The sequence below is a fragment of the Blautia sp. MSJ-36 genome (genome assembly GCF_018917985.1).
Classification (GTDB): Bacteria; Bacillota; Clostridia; order Lachnospirales; family Lachnospiraceae; genus Blautia_A.
The window spans coordinates 1-17,872 of record NZ_JAHLPQ010000002.1 but is presented as its reverse complement, the minus strand read 5'-3'; the positions used below and the strand labels follow the sequence as shown (position 1 = coordinate 17,872).

At 44.8% G+C, this 17,872-nt stretch carries 16 protein-coding genes, 1 tRNA gene and 1 other RNA gene; 16 read left to right on the top strand and 2 right to left on the bottom strand.

The window, feature by feature from the left end; all coding sequences use genetic code 11:
• Positions 1–146: 146 nt before the first annotated feature.
• The 5 genes from KQI39_RS02185 to KQI39_RS02165 all read left to right on the top strand — a co-directional run bounded on the left by KQI39_RS02185 (position 147) and on the right by KQI39_RS02165 (position 4,953).
• The gene (locus KQI39_RS02185) at positions 147–698 is read left to right on the top strand and encodes a biotin transporter BioY (RefSeq protein ID WP_216416127.1); all 552 of its coding nucleotides are present in this window, start codon (positions 147–149) and stop codon (positions 696–698) included.
• The gene (locus KQI39_RS02180; RefSeq protein ID WP_216416126.1) at positions 688–1,128 is read left to right on the top strand and encodes a DUF1284 domain-containing protein; all 441 of its coding nucleotides are present in this window, start codon (positions 688–690) and stop codon (positions 1,126–1,128) included. The genes KQI39_RS02185 and KQI39_RS02180 overlap by 11 nt, the downstream gene beginning before the upstream one ends.
• Before the next feature lie 288 nt (positions 1,129–1,416).
• The gene (locus KQI39_RS17215; protein WP_253293032.1) at positions 1,417–3,381 is read left to right on the top strand and encodes an Ig-like domain-containing protein; all 1,965 of its coding nucleotides are present in this window, start codon (positions 1,417–1,419) and stop codon (positions 3,379–3,381) included.
• Positions 3,382–3,596: 215 nt separating this feature from the next.
• A tRNA-Pro gene (locus KQI39_RS02170) sits at positions 3,597–3,670 on the top strand.
• A 185-nt stretch (positions 3,671–3,855) separates the two neighbouring features.
• The gene (locus KQI39_RS02165; protein ID WP_216416124.1) at positions 3,856–4,953 is read left to right on the top strand and encodes a DUF6128 domain-containing protein; all 1,098 of its coding nucleotides are present in this window, start codon (positions 3,856–3,858) and stop codon (positions 4,951–4,953) included.
• A 19-nt stretch (positions 4,954–4,972) separates the two neighbouring features.
• Here KQI39_RS02165 and KQI39_RS02160 read toward each other — a convergent pair whose 3' ends face one another.
• The gene (locus KQI39_RS02160) at positions 4,973–5,668 is read right to left on the bottom strand and encodes an anaerobic ribonucleoside-triphosphate reductase activating protein (RefSeq protein ID WP_148445876.1); all 696 of its coding nucleotides are present in this window, start codon (positions 5,666–5,668) and stop codon (positions 4,973–4,975) included.
• A 148-nt stretch (positions 5,669–5,816) separates the two neighbouring features.
• Between KQI39_RS02160 and KQI39_RS02155 the strand changes: the two genes are divergently transcribed.
• The 7 genes from KQI39_RS02155 to KQI39_RS02125 all read left to right on the top strand — a co-directional run bounded on the left by KQI39_RS02155 (position 5,817) and on the right by KQI39_RS02125 (position 13,308).
• Positions 5,817–7,013 carry a helix-turn-helix transcriptional regulator gene (locus KQI39_RS02155; RefSeq protein WP_216416122.1) on the top strand — a complete coding sequence of 399 codons (1,197 nt, stop codon included), beginning with the start codon at positions 5,817–5,819 and terminating at the stop codon, positions 7,011–7,013.
• Positions 7,014–7,215: 202 nt separating this feature from the next.
• The gene (locus tag KQI39_RS02150; RefSeq protein ID WP_216416119.1) at positions 7,216–8,649 is read left to right on the top strand and encodes an MFS transporter; all 1,434 of its coding nucleotides are present in this window, start codon (positions 7,216–7,218) and stop codon (positions 8,647–8,649) included.
• A gap of 83 nt (positions 8,650–8,732) precedes the next feature.
• A complete protein-coding gene (locus KQI39_RS02145; RefSeq protein ID WP_173762335.1) occupies positions 8,733–9,659 on the top strand; it encodes a nucleoside hydrolase in 927 nt (308 codons plus the stop codon).
• Between the two features lie 19 nt (positions 9,660–9,678).
• Positions 9,679–10,593, top strand: coding sequence for an ROK family protein (locus KQI39_RS02140; RefSeq protein ID WP_216416117.1), 915 nt, complete (start codon positions 9,679–9,681; stop codon positions 10,591–10,593).
• 15 nt (positions 10,594–10,608) lie between these two features.
• A complete protein-coding gene (locus KQI39_RS02135) occupies positions 10,609–12,015 on the top strand; it encodes a glycoside hydrolase family 1 protein (protein WP_216416115.1) in 1,407 nt (468 codons plus the stop codon).
• 184 nt (positions 12,016–12,199) lie between these two features.
• Entirely contained in the window at positions 12,200–12,733 is a 534-nt protein-coding gene (gene tadA, locus KQI39_RS02130; protein WP_173762333.1) for a tRNA adenosine(34) deaminase TadA, read from the top strand.
• Positions 12,734–12,870: 137 nt separating this feature from the next.
• A complete protein-coding gene (locus KQI39_RS02125; RefSeq protein ID WP_021977973.1) occupies positions 12,871–13,308 on the top strand; it encodes a GatB/YqeY domain-containing protein in 438 nt (145 codons plus the stop codon).
• Positions 13,309–13,450: 142 nt separating this feature from the next.
• On the opposite strand, the gene ffs is transcribed toward KQI39_RS02125, so the two are convergent.
• Positions 13,451–13,712: signal recognition particle sRNA large type (ffs, locus tag KQI39_RS02120), an RNA gene on the bottom strand.
• A 248-nt stretch (positions 13,713–13,960) separates the two neighbouring features.
• On the opposite strand from ffs, the gene KQI39_RS02115 reads away from it, so the two are divergent.
• The 4 genes from KQI39_RS02115 to recR all read left to right on the top strand — a co-directional run bounded on the left by KQI39_RS02115 (position 13,961) and on the right by recR (position 17,721).
• Complete coding sequence (locus KQI39_RS02115) at positions 13,961–15,043, top strand: 6-phosphofructokinase (protein WP_118062409.1); 1,083 nt, start codon at positions 13,961–13,963, stop codon at positions 15,041–15,043.
• Between the two features lie 70 nt (positions 15,044–15,113).
• Positions 15,114–16,736, top strand: coding sequence for a DNA polymerase III subunit gamma/tau (gene dnaX / locus KQI39_RS02110; protein WP_119248102.1), 1,623 nt, complete (start codon positions 15,114–15,116; stop codon positions 16,734–16,736).
• A 32-nt stretch (positions 16,737–16,768) separates the two neighbouring features.
• The gene (locus KQI39_RS02105) at positions 16,769–17,125 is read left to right on the top strand and encodes a YbaB/EbfC family nucleoid-associated protein (RefSeq protein WP_015525666.1); all 357 of its coding nucleotides are present in this window, start codon (positions 16,769–16,771) and stop codon (positions 17,123–17,125) included.
• Complete coding sequence (gene recR / locus KQI39_RS02100; protein WP_015525667.1) at positions 17,125–17,721, top strand: recombination mediator RecR; 597 nt, start codon at positions 17,125–17,127, stop codon at positions 17,719–17,721. Before KQI39_RS02105 ends, recR begins: the two co-directional genes overlap by 1 nt.
• Positions 17,722–17,872: the final 151 nt, after the last annotated feature.

Genomic DNA, 17,872 nt, shown 5'->3' with positions numbered 1-17,872 from the left:
GTAAACTGCAAGAGAGAAAATCGGTTGACAATCTAAAGGCGCTGTGTTAAATTGTTAACAGCAAAAGGCGGAAATCATTGTGAAAAAGATATGAGACGATTTTCCGTCAGGGAAAGCAGAAAAGGAAAGAGAGGACTTAGGTTATTATGACAACAGTGGCAGCAACCAGAAGCAAGACTTACGATCTTGTTTATATCGCGGTTTTTGCAGTAGTGATGGCAGTTTGCTCATGGATTTCCATTCCGGCACAGGTACCATTTACTTTGCAGACATTTGGTGTATTTATGGCAGTAGGTGTACTTGGAGGAAAAAGGGGAACTCTGGCAGTTCTGGTTTACGTTCTTCTTGGAGCTGTAGGCGTTCCGGTATTTGCGGGATTTTCCGGAGGAATCGGATCTCTTCTTGGAAATGCTGGCGGATATATTATCGGATTTATCTTTTCTGCACTTGTTATGTGGGCCATTGAGAGCGTTTTTGGCAGAAAGCCGGTTGTTCAGATTATCTCCATGATTGTTGGGCTGATTGTATGCTATGCATTCGGAACAGCATGGTTTATGTTTGCCTATACAAGAAGCACAGGCCCGGTAGGCCTGATGGCAGTTCTTGGCTGGTGCGTATTCCCGTTTATCATTCCGGATCTCATTAAAATTGCGCTGGCTTATGTTTTATCAGGAAAGGTACGTAAATATGCAAGATAAAAGCATTGCTGTGGCATATGCTTCTGATGAGGGCACAGAGGGAAAGATTATTCCTCTGCGCCCTCATCATGGTATGTGCCTGGCATATTTTAAGGGAGAGGGATACAGCAACGGTTTTACGGTGCATATGGCAGAAATGCTGAAGATTTTTCTCTCAGGAAAGAGAATAAGGCTTCATGTGGATACCGATGAGATCTGTTCTGCCTGTCCCAACAATCAGGATGGAATTTGCGAAGCCAGGGACAAAGTGGCAGAGTATGACAATGAGGTACTGGAGAGATGTGGACTGGAGGCCGGACAGGAGTTGGAGTTTACTACGTTTACAAAAACAGTCCAGGAAAAGATCCTTGAGGCAGATAAGCGTAAAGAAATCTGTAGAAATTGCCAGTGGAACAGTATTTGTGAGGAACAGAAGAGCCGGTGGGAATAAAGAAACGCAGATATAGAAAGTATATGATCTGAGGAGAATGGCTGGAATGGGAACGCTCATTTCACTGAAATTTGCTTCCTTAGATTATATACTTTTTTTGAAATATCAAATAATGATATAAAATATTGCGAAAATAATTTCTTAATGAGAAAAAAACAATAATTATGGGAGGGGATTTTTGTTAAACTGGTATGGACAAATAAATTCACTCTTGGTAAAATAACGACATGTTAGTTTAAACGAACTGACACGTGCTTGATAGAGCACTTCTGCAGAAAGTAACACATATTGCATGCTGTCTACTATACAACAGGAAGCGGACATGGAAAGAAAACAACCTATGTCGTAGACCATGCAGCGGCAGAAAACGGAGTCGTAACTTTTGACAGCAGTGTTGCCAGAGCAGAAGATGAGATCTACACAGTTATGATCTCCAGCGACAATTACGTGGATATGTCAAAAAATATCACACTGACAGGAGAGCCGATCACAGTTGCCAATGTTTCTTATTACTGGACAAAAGGTGCAACAGAAGGATATATACAGATTCCGGGAAGTGATATTTATTATAAAGTGGCAAACGGTCATGAAGCGCTGACAGGAAATCTTTATGGTACAGCGACTCTGACATATGAGGAATTTTATGCAAGAGATGCAGAGAACCGTAAATATGATACCGTTACATCTGCCACAACCAGAAAAGGTACAGCTTTTGGAAATGCAGATGTTCAGAACCAGACAGAAAATGGTTATGAAATTGCCGGAGTGAAGAAAGTTAATGTTGCCACAGATGCGAAAATATTTGTAGAGGCACAGATTCTTTCTGCTGCGTCAGAACTTCCGGAAAAAGAAGTATATGCGGAAGCAGCAGGTATTACACTTGGGCGTATTCCAACAACAGAACCAGGACAGTACAAAACGCTGAAGGTAGATGGAACATACAGCGCAACAAAATTTAATGTACAGGCAACTGTGACAGATGCAGAGGCGACACTTAATACTTCTTCACATTGGGGAGACTATGAGATCGATGTGAAAGAAAACAGTACAAAATATCTTCGTAACACAAGAAATGATGCTGATTTTGCAGTTAATTCCGAAATCCAGGGCATGATCCTGGAAACAACAGATGGCGGAAAATATGGTATGCGCCATATGAGCGAGATGTGGCTGCAGGTATATGAGGTTGCGTTTGCAAAAGATGCAGGTCTTGCAGGAAAAATCGTAAACAAGATCACATATATCATGGCAGATGGTGCGTATGTATATGAGTTTGCAAATGGTATTTATATCAAACCGCAGGCGACAGAAACAATGGTTGTTTCTCCGGAATTTGCAGACAGTATTCACATAAAACTTGCAAATCTTGATAAATATAACAATCCGAAAGTATCTGTTTTCTATACAACAGGTGTGGGACATGCTTCAAAGACAACATATCTTGCACAGGATGTGGCTGCCGCAAATGGAGTGGTTACATTGGATTCCACTGTAGCGAGACCGGAGAATGAAACTTATACGGTAAAAGTTTCCAGTGATGATTATGCGGATGTTTCTGTTCAGCTGGTGTATGGAACAATTGCCTTTAAAGAAAAGTCGGGAACTCTTTACATTGGAAGTTCCAGACAGCTTGAAGCTACAGGTGAGAACTGTAAAGATGTAACATATTCTTCCAACAATGAAAAAGTTGCATCTGTGGACGCAAAAGGAAAAGTAACTGCAAAGGCAGCGGGAACAGCCGTGATTACGGCAAAATGTGGTAATTATAAAGCAACCTGCAAAATTACCGTTAAAAAACCAACTGTAAAAGCTACGGTATCCGTAAGCACTTTGTTTGTAGGCGGGACAAGTCAGGTTAAGGTGGACAGAACAGGGCTTACCGGAAAAGTAACTTATGGAAGTAGCAGTAAATCCGTTGCCACAGTAAGTACAAGCGGAAAGATAACAGCGAAAAAAGCCGGAACAGCTACGATCACAGTAAAATGTAGAAGTTACAAAGCAACCTGCAAGATCACTGTTAAAAAAGGCAGCCTGAAGATCACGTCTAAAACTGCGGTAACTGTAAAGACAAAGAAAACAACAACTATCAAGGCGACAGCTACTTCAAAAGCAAAGATTACTTACAGAAGCAGCAATACAAAAATTGCAACGGTAAGCAGCAAGGGTGTTGTCAAAGGTGTGAAAAAAGGAAAAGCTGTTATCTATGTAAGTAGTAACGGAGTTACAAAGAAAGTGACAGTTACAGTAAAGTAATATCCGCTGATATTCCATCTGAAATATTATAACCGAAATATAAAAAACCTTTCCAGAAACCACTTCAGGTCTGCGAAAATACAGTCCTGAAGTGGTAAAAAATAAAAAATTCGATTTTTTGAAATTTTTTGATTTTTTCTATTGACAAAGGACAGAAACTCTAATATAATAGCTCTTGCAGTTGAGCAACACACAAACAACTGAAAACAAAATAACGAAGCGTGGCTCAGTTTGGTAGAGCGCTGCGTTCGGGACGCAGAGGTCGCAGGTTCAAATCCTGTCGCTTCGACTAAAGCTTAAGAATCCCTTGGTTGAGGGATTCTTTTTTTTGTTTGTAAAAAATGAAAGAACGTAAGTTTGTGTTACCTTGTGTTACCACGACAGGAAAGCGGGAATGGGAATGTATGTTTCCTGGAATGATTCTCTGCAATTTTCATATATATTAACGAAACCGAAATATCGGAGGGACGTGCGTTGGCTGGATATCAGCGTTTTGTTGCATATGTATATGAGTATCGCAAAGGAAAAAAAGACAGCAGCAGCGGCTATGTGAGAGTGGAAGCAAGAGATCGGCGGTGTCTGATTGAAGTTCATCTTCGCTGTGTTGGGCTGGAGCCGGGGAGCCGGTGCCGGGTGTACGGATTTGTGCGGCGGGAAGGCCTGATGGATGGAATCCTGATCGGAAGCTGTGTGACCGGGCGGGAACAGATTGAGTGTGTGCTGGAAACGGAGACGGAGAATATCGGGAATATGGGAAAAAATCTCCGGGATCTTGGGGGAATGTTGCTGATTTCAGACGCAGGAGGATTCTGGGGGACGGAGTGGGATGACCAGTCCATCCGGCCGGAGAATTTCCGGGAGTGGAAGAAGGAGAAAACGGAGCTGCAGAAAAAATCAGAGAAAACAGGCATAGAAAAGGCAGGAGCGGAAGATCAGAAAAATCAGAAGGAAGCAGACAAGATCATGACGGTGGAGGAAGTTCCGGAAGAAGAGGAAGGGATTTCTGCGAGAATGATAAATCAGGAGGCAAAGAAAGTGCCGCAAGAGGACAGAGTTGTTCCGGAAGAGAATGAGTTGGAAGTGTCAGAAGCAGGACACCCGCATTTGGGCCATCCACATCCAGGCCCGGTCCCAAGACCGCCGGAACCACCATGCCCTGGTCAGCTGCACCCAGGCCCAAGACCGCCGGAACCACCGCGCCCAGGCCATCCACATCCAGGCCCGAGGCCGCCCAGACCACCACACCCGGCGCTAGGTATCCCCTACGATCCATTTAACGATGGTCAGTTTACAGACTGCCGCAAGATCAAACCATCCGACTGCAGTACCCTGTGCAGAAAAAACGGCTGTTTCTGCAACAACCGTTTTGTCATGTACGGATATCAGAATTTCGGGCATCTTCTGTTGTGCCGGAACCACCGGGGACAGTACATACTGGGAGTTCCCGGCAGTTACAGTCAGCAGGAACGCTTTATGGCAAATATGTTCGGTTTTCCCTATTTCAGAGAAAGCCCTGAAATTCACATTCCGGGAGGAAAAGGCGGATACTGGTATTGTTTTATCAATGTCTGAACAGAATAATTCTCCTGAATTACAGATCCATACCACGAATTTCAACTACCGGGATTGTCCGAGAAAGGATATCCCGGTAGTTTTTCATTTCATCCTCTGAGCAGGAAGAAAATCCAGGCATCAGAACTCCATCGGAATCCCGGTAAGCCTGAAGATAATAAGCCTTCGCACCATGCAGCCACTGACTGATTTCCAGGAAATCTTTTTCTGTATGAAGTTCCCGTACAACCGTAGTACGAAATTCATAGTCCAGATCACCCTTCAACAGCCACATGGCAGTTTCACGGATGGCATCCAGGTCGGCAGCCACACCGGTAAGCACATGATAATTGGAAGGACAGGCCTTGATATCCATGGCGACTTTGTCAATGAGGCCATCGGCTGCAAGATTTTTTACCACAGAAGGACGGGAACCGTTGGTATCAAGTTTTATATCATAGCCAAGATTTTTGATTTCATGAAGAAAATCCGGAAGCTCAGCGGAGAGTGTCGGTTCTCCACCGGACACGCACACCCCGTCCAGGATCCCCTTCCTTTTTTTCAGAAAAGAGAGAATTTCTTCCCGGGAATATTCCGGTTGTGTATCCGGTTCCACAACAAGCGCGCCGTTCTGGCAGAACGGGCAGCGGAAGTTGCAGCCACCAAGAAAAATGGTGCAGGCAACGCGGCCCGGGTAATCCAGTAAAGTTGTTTTATTAAATCCACATATTTTCATAGGAAAATCCCCTTATTTATCGTATTTATGATACTACAAGCATACTCTCCCTCCGAGAAAGCCGCAAGAGCGTGATTGCACAGGAAAGGAAAAAAACGTATAATTTACTCCAATAATAGCCTTATATTGTAAAGGAAAGGATATTGATATGGTAGAACACACATTGTTGAGAAAACTGGAAAGCCTGTGGGGAGTTCCCATTTTTTATGCAGATGAAACAGGGAAAAATATCCAAAGACTTGGAGTTTTTTCAGAAAAACAGAATCCGCTGACTGTATCTGAAGAATTGCGCCGATCCCTGATCTGCCAGGCAAAAGAACAGAATGTACCGGCTATTTGTAAAATATCCGGGAAAATCTATTTTTTCTGCGTACAGAGTGGAGAAGAATATTACCTGTCAGGTCCTGTTTGCGTGGAACAGCTAAGCTACGTGGAAATTCATCAGTTTTACAAAAAATATCATATGTCTGTGAAAGAGGAACGTCATCCGGACAGAATGACCCTGAACCGGATACTGAATTTCGTAAGTTTTCTGTATGAGCTTCTGGAAGGAAAGGATATTCAGCCGGACGATCTTATGGAGAAAAACAATCTCATTGAGGAAAAAGAGATCCGGGAGGAGAACGATACGGTCCGTATCGAGCTGGATAAACCAGACGGGGCAGCCTATCACCATACATACATGGAAGAACGCTATGTAATGGACTGTATCCGAGAAGGAAACGTGGAGGAAATTAATGAGCGTGCATCCGGACTTTTTGAAAAAGCGGGAATTCTTTCCAAGAAACATTTTAATAATCAGCGAAATCTGGCCATTGTAACAACAACCATGGCAACGCGAGAGGCCATAGCGGGAGGCGTAGCGCCGGCAGATGCCTACCGCCTCAGTGACTATCTGATTAACCAGATTGATCAGTGTCAGACAATGGAAGAGATGATCGAGCTGAACCGAAGATGTCTTTATAAATTTACAAAATTGGTGGCAGACACCAGAAAAACGAGAAATTTTTCCAGCTACACAGAGCAGTGCAAGGATTATATCTCCCAGAATTATCACCATAAAATCTATCTGGAGGATATTGCAGAAGCCATTGGAATCAGCCAGGGGCATCTTTCCAGGATTTTCCGTCAGGATACAGGGGAAAAGATTCGGGATTATATCCTGAAATTCCGTGTGAAAAGAGCTGCCAATCTCCTGAAATATTCGGATGCAACTCTGTCGGAGATCAGCGATTATGTCTGCTTTAATTCCCAGAGTCATTTTGGCAGTGTATTTAAAGAATATATGAAGATGACTCCCAGGCAATATCGGGAAAAATATAAGCGTAAGGAATTTTATTCCTGAATAAGTTTATAAAAATATTAGAATTATGTTGGAAAAATGACAAAAACATCAAAAATATGATAACGAAAATCGAAAATCTTTGCTTATAATATGCTTGTCGTTGAGACATACCTAATTGATTCGCCAGGAACAGGGCGCGCAGAAAAATTTACATGTTCCAAAACGGATCGTTAAATCAACATAAAAAAGGTGGAGGAAAGAAATGCAAAAGTTAAAACACGAACCGGCATATTATGAAACGACAAAGTTCAAATGGAGACAGCGTATCGGTTTTGGTATCAGTGATTATGCTTGTAATCTTGCATACCTTCTTGCCAATACATACCTTCTCTTCTATTACACAAACTGCGCGGGACTTGCAGCTGGAGCAGTTGGATTTATGTTCGTTGTAACAAAATTCATCGATGCTTTCACAGACTACATGGTAGGTGCAATGATCGACCGTACAGATACAAAAATGGGACGTTACCGTCCGTGGATGCTCTATGGAGCACCGGTCCTTGCAGTTGGTATGGTTCTTCTGTTTTCCGTTCCAACAGGATGGAGCGCAGGTGCTAAACTTGCATGGGCATACGTTACTTACGTCATCTTCTCATTTGGCTACACTCTGGTAAACATTCCGATGGCACCGATCGTATCTTCTCTGTCACCGTCCGCAACAGAGCGTACAAAAATTTCAACAACACGTACCGTATTTTCAAACCTTGGATCACTGACATCTTCCCTGTTCGTGCTTCCGATGGTATACTTTTTCTCCGGTTCCAAAGATGCAACTGGTACAGCACTGGCTACCGGATACCGTAACACAAACATTGTACTTGGAATCATCGTTATCATTATCATGGCAGTCTGCGTATTCTCTATCGTGGAGATTAACCCACCGACAAAGTCCGCAGGAAAAAGCTCTCTGATCAAAGATATCGGCAGTCTTGTAAAAAACAAATACTACATCATGTTCCTTGGCGAGGTATTTTTCCTCTTCCTTGGATACCTTTCCATGTACGGAGCAATGCAGTATTATTACACTTACATTGTTGGCGATGTAAGCGGAATGTCACTTGCACTTACTTTACTTACCTTACTTGCTATCCCGACTATGATCCTTGCAGCTTACCTCAATGGTAAGGGAATCGCGAAGATCAAACTGATCCAGTTTGGTGCGATTGTGGATATCGTTGGATATGCGATCCTGTTCTTCACATCTGACGGAACAATTGCAACAGCAGCACTTGGACTGATCGGACTTGGATTCGGTTTCCGTTCCAGTATGTTCTTCTCCATGATGCCTGACATCTTCGACTACACAGAGTGGCAGGTAGGAAGAAACCTTGGTGGAACACAGAACGCAATTCAGGGATTTGTAAACAAAGTTTCATCAGCAGCAGCATCTGCGATCGTATCTGCTCTTCTTGTATGGGGCAACTACGATGCGTCCAAACTTGACAAGGCAATCGCAGATGGCGTAGATATCGCAACAAAATATCCGCAGACACACACAGCGATCAACTTCGCATTCGGTGGTCTTGCACTGGTATCTACAGTAATGGCAGTTGTTGTACTTCTTCCGTACGATCTGGATAAGAAATATCCGCAGATCCGTGCAGATCTTGACAAACGTCATAAAGAGAACGCATAAAACAATACAGAAATCAAAATAAGGAGCATCGAAAGGTGCTCCTTTCAATTACAGAAAAAGAAATTTTCAGGAGGAAAAATAATATGTGGAATTATGCCTATACAGTACCGGAAAACAAAAAAGTAAGAGTGATTGTGCATACAGACTGCAAAAACGAGGCAGATGACCAGTACGCAGTAGCACATCATCTCATGACACCAAGATTCGATGTAAAAGGTCTTGTTGCAGGTCATTTCTGGAAAAATCCGCAGCAGTACGGCGAACTTGGTACTGCACAGGCAAGCTACGATGAGATCATCAAAGTTATGGATCTTATGGGCCTTAAGGACCAGTACCCGGTAAAACTTGGTGCACCGCGTGCCCTGGAGGATGAACACACACCAATCGATTCCGAGGGTGCAAGATTCATCATTGAGGAAGCGATGAAAGAGGATAAGAGACCGTTATACATCGCATGCCAGGGTGCTATCACAGATGTTGCATCCGCACTTCTGATGAAACCGGAAATCGCAGAGCGCATGACAGTAATCTGGATCGGCGGAGCGGATTATCCAAAGGGAGGATTCGAGTTCAATCTGATGATGGATATCAACGCTGCAAACGTAGTATTTTCCTCCAAAGTGCCGGTATGGCAGGTGCCGATGAGCCTTTACAAAGTGATGGCCGTTTCTCTTGCTGAACTTCAGCTGAAGGTCCGCCCATGCGGAAAGATCGGAAAATATCTTTTCGAGCAGCTGGTAGATTTCAACCATGTAGCAGCCAAGTACGAAATGGACTGGCCGCAGGGTGAGATCTGGGGACTTGGCGATCAGGGAACCATCGCAGTTCTGATGGAAGAGCTGGAAAAAGTAAGCTATGATATGGTACCTGCTCCGAGAATCGCTGAGGATATGACTTACATTCACGGACAGAACAACCGTGAGATCCGTGTTTACAAATATCTGGACGCAAGACTGACACTGGAAGATTTCTTTGCAAAACTTGCACTGAATTTCGGTGACGAGAAATAAATTCTGAGGTAAAATGAAAATGAAAAATTATCTGGTTTTTGATGCAGGCGGAACATTTACGAAATATGCGTTAATGGACGAAAATGCAGAAATTCTTGAAAAAGATAAAGTTCCTACACCGGACTATCGTACAAAGACAAAAGAGGACTATTATAAAGTTCTGGATGGTGTTGTGGAGAAATACAGAAACCGCATCGAAGGGATTGCCATCAGCATGCCTGGTATGCTGGATAACAAAGACGGTTACTGTGTAACAGCGGGATATCTTGCATATCTTGCAGGAAGCACAGTTGGAACAGAACTTTCCAAACGTTACGGAATCCCGGTTTCTGTAGAAAACGATGGAAAATGTGCGGCGCTTGCCGAGTTTTGGAGAGGAAGCCTTAAGGGCTGTACAAACGGAGCAGTTGTTGTTCTTGGTTCCGGCGTTGCTGGCGGAATTATCCTCAACGGAAAACTTTTCCGCGGAAATCATTTCACAGCGGGCGAGTACAGCTATGTGTGCACAGATGCGAAGAAGCCGGAAGAGATGGACAGCTACTGGGGAATGAGCAGCGGTGCGGAAGGTCTTGCAAAGATTGTTGCAAAGCATACGGGTGAGGACTGGCAGACTTACGACGGACTGAAGATATTCAGCCTGGCAAATGACGGTGATGAAAAAGTTCTCGCAGGACTTAAAGAATATACGGACAGTCTGGCTGTACAGATCTACAATCTGAATATTTATCTGGATCTGGATATTATCGCCATCGGCGGCGGCATCAGCCAGCAGCCGATTCTGCATAAATATCTGCAGAGGAGCCTGGATGAGGTACTGGAAAATATTCCGCTGAGAAAAATTTCTCCCTATGTGCCGGAGCCGAAGATTACAAACTGCAGATTTTACAATGATGCAAATTTGATTGGTGCTTTATATCACTTCATGAATAAATAAGCGGGAGGAGAAAAAATGTCATTTCCAAAGAATTTTTTATGGGGCGGCGCAGTTGCTGCCAATCAGTGTGAAGGTGCATACAACGAGGATGGAAAAGGTTTATGTACACAGGACGTAACACCACACGGAATCGTAGGACCAAGAACAGAAGAGCCTACAGAAGACAACATGAAACTTATCGGAATTGATTTTTATCACCGTTACAAAGAAGACGTGAAATTATTTGCAGAGATGGGATTTAAAGTATTCCGTACCTCTATTGCGTGGAGCCGTATTTTTCCCAACGGAGATGAGGAGACACCAAACGAAAAAGGCCTTCAGTTCTATGATGATCTTTTTGACGAGTGCCATAAATACGGAATTGAGCCGTTGGTAACAATTTCCCATTATGAGACACCCCTTCATCTTGCAAAGACCTACGATGGCTGGGTAAACAGAAAGATGATCGGCTTCTATGAGAGATATGTAAGAACTATTTTTGCAAGATACGGAAAAAAAGTTAAATACTGGCTGACATTCAACGAAATCAACTCCGTTCTTCATGAGCCATTCTTAAGCGGCGGTATTTACACAGAAAAGGACAAGCTTTCCCAGCAGGATCTTTATCAGGCTGTTCATCATGAACTGGTTGCAAGTGCCCTTGCTACAAAGATCGGCCATGAGATGATGCCGGATGCCAAGATCGGCTGCATGATCTTAAGCATGCCGATGTATCCGCTGACACCGTGCCCGGATGATGTGATCAAGACTATGGAGAGCGTTCACAAGAACGATTTCTTTGGCGATGTACATGTTCGTGGATACTATCCAGGATACATGAAACGCTATTTCCGTGAGAACAATATTGAGATCAAATTTGAGCCAGGCGATGAGGAAATCCTCAAAAATACCGTAGATTTTGTTTCCTTCAGCTATTACATGAGCATCTGTGAGACAGCAGATCCTGCAAAGCAGATCAAAGGAAAAGGCAATCTTATGGGCGGTGTTCCGAACCCGTATCTGGAAGCTTCTGACTGGGGATGGCAGATCGATCCGAAAGGTCTCCGTTATGTGCTGAACTACTACTGGGATCGCTATCAGAAGCCGCTGTTCATTGTTGAGAACGGACTGGGAGCAGTAGATAAACTGGTTGAGAAAGATGGCGTTATGACCGTTGAGGACGATTACCGTATCGATTACCTCCAGAAACATCTTCTCCAGGTAGAGGAGGCGCTCGAAGATGGTGTAGACGTTATGGGTTACACATCCTGGGGCTGCATCGACCTTGTCAGCGCGTCCACAGCAGAGCTGAAAAAACGCTATGGTTACATCTACGTAGACCGCAACGATGACGGAACAGGAACTCTGAACCGTTATAAGAAAAAATCTTTCTACTGGTATAAAGATGTGATTGCTACCAACGGAGAAGCACTTCATAAATAATTACTCAAAATATGAGAAAGCGCCGCAGGAACTTTTTTTTGTTCCTGCAGCGCTTTTTTTGTGTGCTGCGAAGAAAAGCAGCGGCTCAGACTGAAGTTCCGGCCCGGATTGACAGGGGAAGGGACGGCAGATATAATTCTAACAGAAAGCAGATGTTTGATTAAAACCACAGGAGGAAAAAAACGTGACAGACCAGGAACGTTTTATGAAAGAGGCGATCCGCCAGGCAAAAAAGGCCCGTGCGCTGGAGGAAGTTCCGATTGGCTGTGTAATTGTACACGAAGGGAAAATTATAGCCAGAGGCTACAACCGCCGCAATACAGATAAAAATACGTTATCCCACGCAGAGCTGAATGCAATCCGGAAAGCCAGCAAAAAACTGGGCGATTGGCGACTGGAAGGATGTACCATGTATGTGACGCTGGAACCCTGCCAGATGTGTTCAGGAGCTCTTGTACAGTCCAGAATTGATGAGGTGGTCATCGGCTGTATGAATCCGAAAGCAGGTTGTGCAGGTTCTGTCATGAATCTTCTTCAGATCGAAGGGTTTAACCACCAGGTAAAGATTACCGAAGGAGTACTGGAAGAAGAATGTTCGGAAATGCTTTCTGCATTTTTTCGTGAGCTCCGCGAAAAAAAGAAGCAGGCAAAAATTCTGAAGAAACAGGAAGCAGAACGCCTTGCCGGGCAGCAGACACAGACGGATGGCACAGAATAAAACAGAACGGGATAAATATGGAACAAAAAGTTCTCTGAGATTTTCTCTTGACAGAATTACAGAGAAATATCAAAATAAAACCAGATAAAAATGAAAGCCGTTCCGGCAGAGGACGACAGAAAATGGAGGACCACATAATGGAACTTGAAGTTTTAAGAAAAGATATGGTAGCAGCAATGAAAGCCAAGGATAAGGTAACCAAGGAAGCAGTTTCCTCACTGATCGCAGCAGTAAAGAAAGTTGCCATTGATGAAGGATGCCGTGATGATATTAAAGGAGATCTGGTAGACAGGGTTATTCTGAAAGAGCTGAAAACAGCAAAAGAGCAGATTGATACCTGCCCGGCAGACCGTACAGACCTGAAAGAAGAGTATCAGGCAAGATATGACATTATTGCAAAATATGCTCCAAAGCAGATGGATGAAGCAGAGATCAAGGCTTATATCGAGGAGAAATTTGCAGATGTTCTTGCAACCGGAAACAAGGGCCAGATCATGAAAGCAGTCATGGGAGACCTGAAAGGAAAAGCTGACGGCAAGCTGATCAATCAGGTAGTTGCCGGATATTGTAAATAATACAGAAATACAGGAAAACACCGGAAGCCGGTTAAGGACTTCCGGTGTTTTTTTTGAATAAAAAATCCCGCCGGATCAGTCATAAATGACGAACCCGGCGGAAATGCTGTTTATATAGAGATCATATATTATAACCTTTTTTACGCGCGCCGCACCTCGGAATGGTCTCACAGACGTTACCTTTACAGTTAACTCAGCCCAGGCACCCTCACGGCACACAAGAGCTTCTGCTTAGTGCTGCTGCATTCCTGCCCTGACACGGTTCACAGATTCCTGTTGCGTAAGACCCAGACGTCAACGCCACTTATAAAGGGCTGCTCCACAAGATACAAGCCTCAGATTGGCATCACCCCTGCTGTAGCGGATTGCAGGTACAGGGCACCGCTATCTCCCCGGCTGCGCGGAATTTAATTATAGACTCTTATGGCGGATTTGTCAAGAAGCACAAAAAAATTTCTGCCGGATGAAAAAGGAGCATTTCATGTTGTATACAGCCTGAAAATGCTTTATAATATTATAATGTGTAAAACTCTGTGAAAAGAGAAAACAATGGAGCTGTTTTGCAGGAAAAGATCCGCCAGAATGCCGGATTTCTGTAATGGACAGCAACAAATAAAATGTGCACATAAGAGGGCACAGAATGGAGGACGCTATGATTAAAAGAATCGGCCTGCTGACAAGCGGTGGTGACTGTCAGGCATTGAACGCGACCATGAGAGGCGTTGTAAAGGGACTGAGCAACAGCGTTGAGAACCTTGAGGTTTATGGCTTTGATGATGGATATAAGGGACTGATCTACGGGAAATACCGTATGCTCACAGCCAAGGATTTTTCCGGAATCCTGACTCAGGGCGGAACCATTCTCGGAACATCCAGACAGCCGTTTAAACTGATGCGGGTTCCGGATGAGAAGGGACTGGACAAGGTTGAGGCAATGAAGCAGACTTACTATAAACTCTGTCTTGACTGTCTTGTGATCCTCGGCGGAAACGGAACACAGAAAACAGCCAATCTTCTCCGTGAGGAAGGCCTGAATATCATCCATCTTCCGAAGACCATTGATAATGATATCTGGGGCACAGATATGACCTTTGGTTTCCAGAGTGCTCTGGAGATCGCAACCAATGCTATTGACTGTATCCATACAACAGCTGCATCCCACGGACGTGTATTTATTGTTGAGATCATGGGACATAAGGTTGGAAGCCTGACGCTGAATGCTGGTGTTGCGGGCGGAGCGGATGTAATCCTGATCCCGGAGATCCCGTATGACATCAACAAGGTAGCGGAAGCCATCCAGAAACGAAACAAGGCAGGCAAGCGTTTTACCATTCTTGCAGTAGCTGAGGGAGCCATCTCAAAAGAAGACGCAGAGCTTCCGAAGAAAAAATACAAAGAGAAACTTGCGGAAAGAGCAAAGAAATATCCGTCTGTATCCTATGAGATCGCAGACCAGATCCAGCAGGTAACCGGAAGTGAAGTACGTATCACAGTTCCGGGACATATGCAGCGAGGCGGAGAGCCATGTGCATATGACCGCGTTCTTTCCACAAGGATCGGTGCAGGCGCAGCACAGGCGATCATGGATGAGGAATATGGTGTTATGATCGGCGTTATCAATGGCAAGATCAAACGTGTTCCTCTTGCTGAATGTGCAGGCAAGCTGAAGATGGTATCCCCGAAAGATCAGCTTGTAAAAGCAGCCAAACAGATTGGAATCAGTTTTGGCGATTAATGAATCATAAGTCATCTGGCCGCCGCGGAAGTCTTTCCGCGGCGACTGTGGCGAAGAGAAGGAGAGTTTTATGAGTTATACTGCTCTTTACCGTAAATTTCGTCCCGATAATTTTGACGACGTAAAAGGACAGGATCATATTGTGACAACACTGACCAACCAGATCAAGGCGAACCGTATCGGACACGCATACCTGTTCTGCGGAACGAGAGGTACCGGAAAGACTACGGTTGCAAAGATCCTGGCGAAGGCAGTAAACTGCGAACATCCTGTAAACGGCAGTCCCTGCAACGAATGTGCCATGTGTAAGGCTATTCAGGCAGGAACCGCCATGAATGTGATCGAGATCGATGCGGCATCCAACAACGGTGTTGACAACATCCGTGAGATCCGTGAGGAAGTTGCCTACCGCCCGACAGAGGGTAAATACAAGGTTTACATCATCGATGAGGTGCATATGCTCTCAACAGGAGCATTCAATGCTCTTCTGAAAACACTGGAAGAGCCGCCTTCCTACGTTATTTTTATCCTGGCGACCACAGAAGCCCATAAGATACCGATCACCATCCTGTCCAGATGCCAGCGTTATGACTTCCACCGGATTTCCATTGATACCATAGCAGCCAGGCTTTCCGAGCTTCTGGCAGCAGAAGGCGTGGAAGCGGAGGAAAAAGCCGTGCGCTATGTGGCAAAAAAAGGTGACGGATCCATGCGAGATGCCTTAAGTCTTCTGGATCAGTGCATTTCTTTTTATCTGGGACAGGTGCTTACCTATGATAAAGTCCTGGATGTTCTGGGAGCTGTGGATACAGAGGTATTCAGTAAGCTCCTTCGGAAAGTGCTTTCCGGTGATGTGACCGGTTCCATCCATGTGCTGGAAGACCTGATTACAGGAGGTCGGGAACTGGGGCAGTTTGTATCCGATTTTACCTGGTATATGCGAAATCTTCTCCTTGTGAAGACTTCCGAGAATCCGGAGGAGGCAATTGATGTTTCTTCCGAAAATCTGAAGCTTCTGAAGGAAGAGAGCGAGATGACAGATGTGGAAACCCTGATGCGGTATATTCGTATTTTTTCCGATCTGTCCAATCAGATCCGTTTTGCAAGCCAGAAACGTGTGTTGGTGGAAATTGCGCTGATCAAGTTGTGCAGACCGGCTATGGAGACCAATCTGGACTCAGTTCTTGACCGGCTCCGTGTTCTGGAAAAACAGATGGAAGAACGGCCGGTGCAGCAGGTGATCGTCCGGGAAGGCGATGTCGGCACATCCGGGGAACCGGGGAATGCAGTGCCAGGTGCGGTGCAGTCACAGCAGCCCAAACCACAGAAAGCAGCTCCAGAAGATCTTCAGAAGATCGTAGCAGGATGGCGAGCCATTGTGGGGCAGACGACAGGACTTTTTAAACAGTCCCTGCAGCGGGCAGTCCCCAAGTATAACGGGGAAACAGGGGATCCTATCCTTTACGTGGAATTTCAGGATTTCCTGGGAATGAATTATGTAGACAATCCGGAGGCGCAGAAAGAACTTCAGGACATTATCGCGGCCCGGACAGGAAAAAGCGTGGAGATACATATGCTGGTAGCCAACAAGCATCAGCACACCAATCTCGCGCAGATCACAGTAGACGATGCACTCCGGGAGAATATCCACATGGATATCGTAGTGGAAGAAGACCCGGACGATGAGTCATAAATCTGTAAAATAAAAACAGGAGGATCATTATTATGGCAAAAAGAGGTGGATTCCCAGGCATGGGTATGCCGGGAAACATGAACAATCTTATGAAACAGGCGCAGAAAATGCAGCGTCAGATGGAAGAGAATCAGAAGGCTCTTGAGGAAAAAGAGTTCACAGCAACCGTAGGCGGCGGAGCTGTTTCCGTTACCGTTTCCGGCAAACGTGAAATAACAAAAGTCACACTTTCCGAGGAAGCAGTAGATCCGGATGATATTGAGATGCTTGAGGATATGATCGCGGCAGCAACAAATGAGGCACTCCGTCAGGTTGAGTCTGAGTCAGCAGCAGTGATGTCCAAACTGACAGGAGGTCTTGGCGGTCTTGGCGGAGGCCTTCCTTTCTGATGGAATATTACAGCAGCCATATCAATAAACTCATTGAGCAGCTTTCCCATCTTCCGGGAATTGGAGCAAAATCTGCCCAGCGTCTTGCGTTTCATATCATGAATATGCCAAAAGACCAGGTTGAGCAGCTGACAGCTTCCATTACCGATGCAAGGCAGAACGTTCAGTACTGCAAATGCTGTTATACACTGACAGACCAGGAACTCTGCCCGATCTGTGCCAATCCAAAACGAGATCACAGCACCATCATGGTCGTTGAGAATACCAGGGATCTGGCAGCATATGAGAAAACAGGCAAGTTTGACGGGGTTTACCATGTACTTCACGGCGCGATCTCTCCAATGCTTGGAATCGGACCGGATGATATCAAGCTGAAGGAACTGATGAAGCGCCTTCAGGGAGATGTAAAAGAAGTTATTGTGGCGACCAATTCCAGCCTTGAGGGTGAAACTACAGCCATGTACATCAGCAAACTGATCAAGCCCACCGGAATCAAAGTAAGCCGTATTGCCAGCGGAGTTCCGGTTGGCGGTGACCTGGAGTATATTGATGAAGTGACACTTCTACGCGCCCTGGAGGGAAGGGTAGAACTTTAACCGGATCAGGTGAAAAATTTTCCCAGGCAACAAAGTCCAGCTAATAAATGTCAATAGTTAAATGAAAAAAATTGCTCTTATTTTCTGGCTAAAAAAGGGTAGACGTCCCCCTTGGTGAAAATATCGTTCTTTTGAAAGATATTGATTCGTT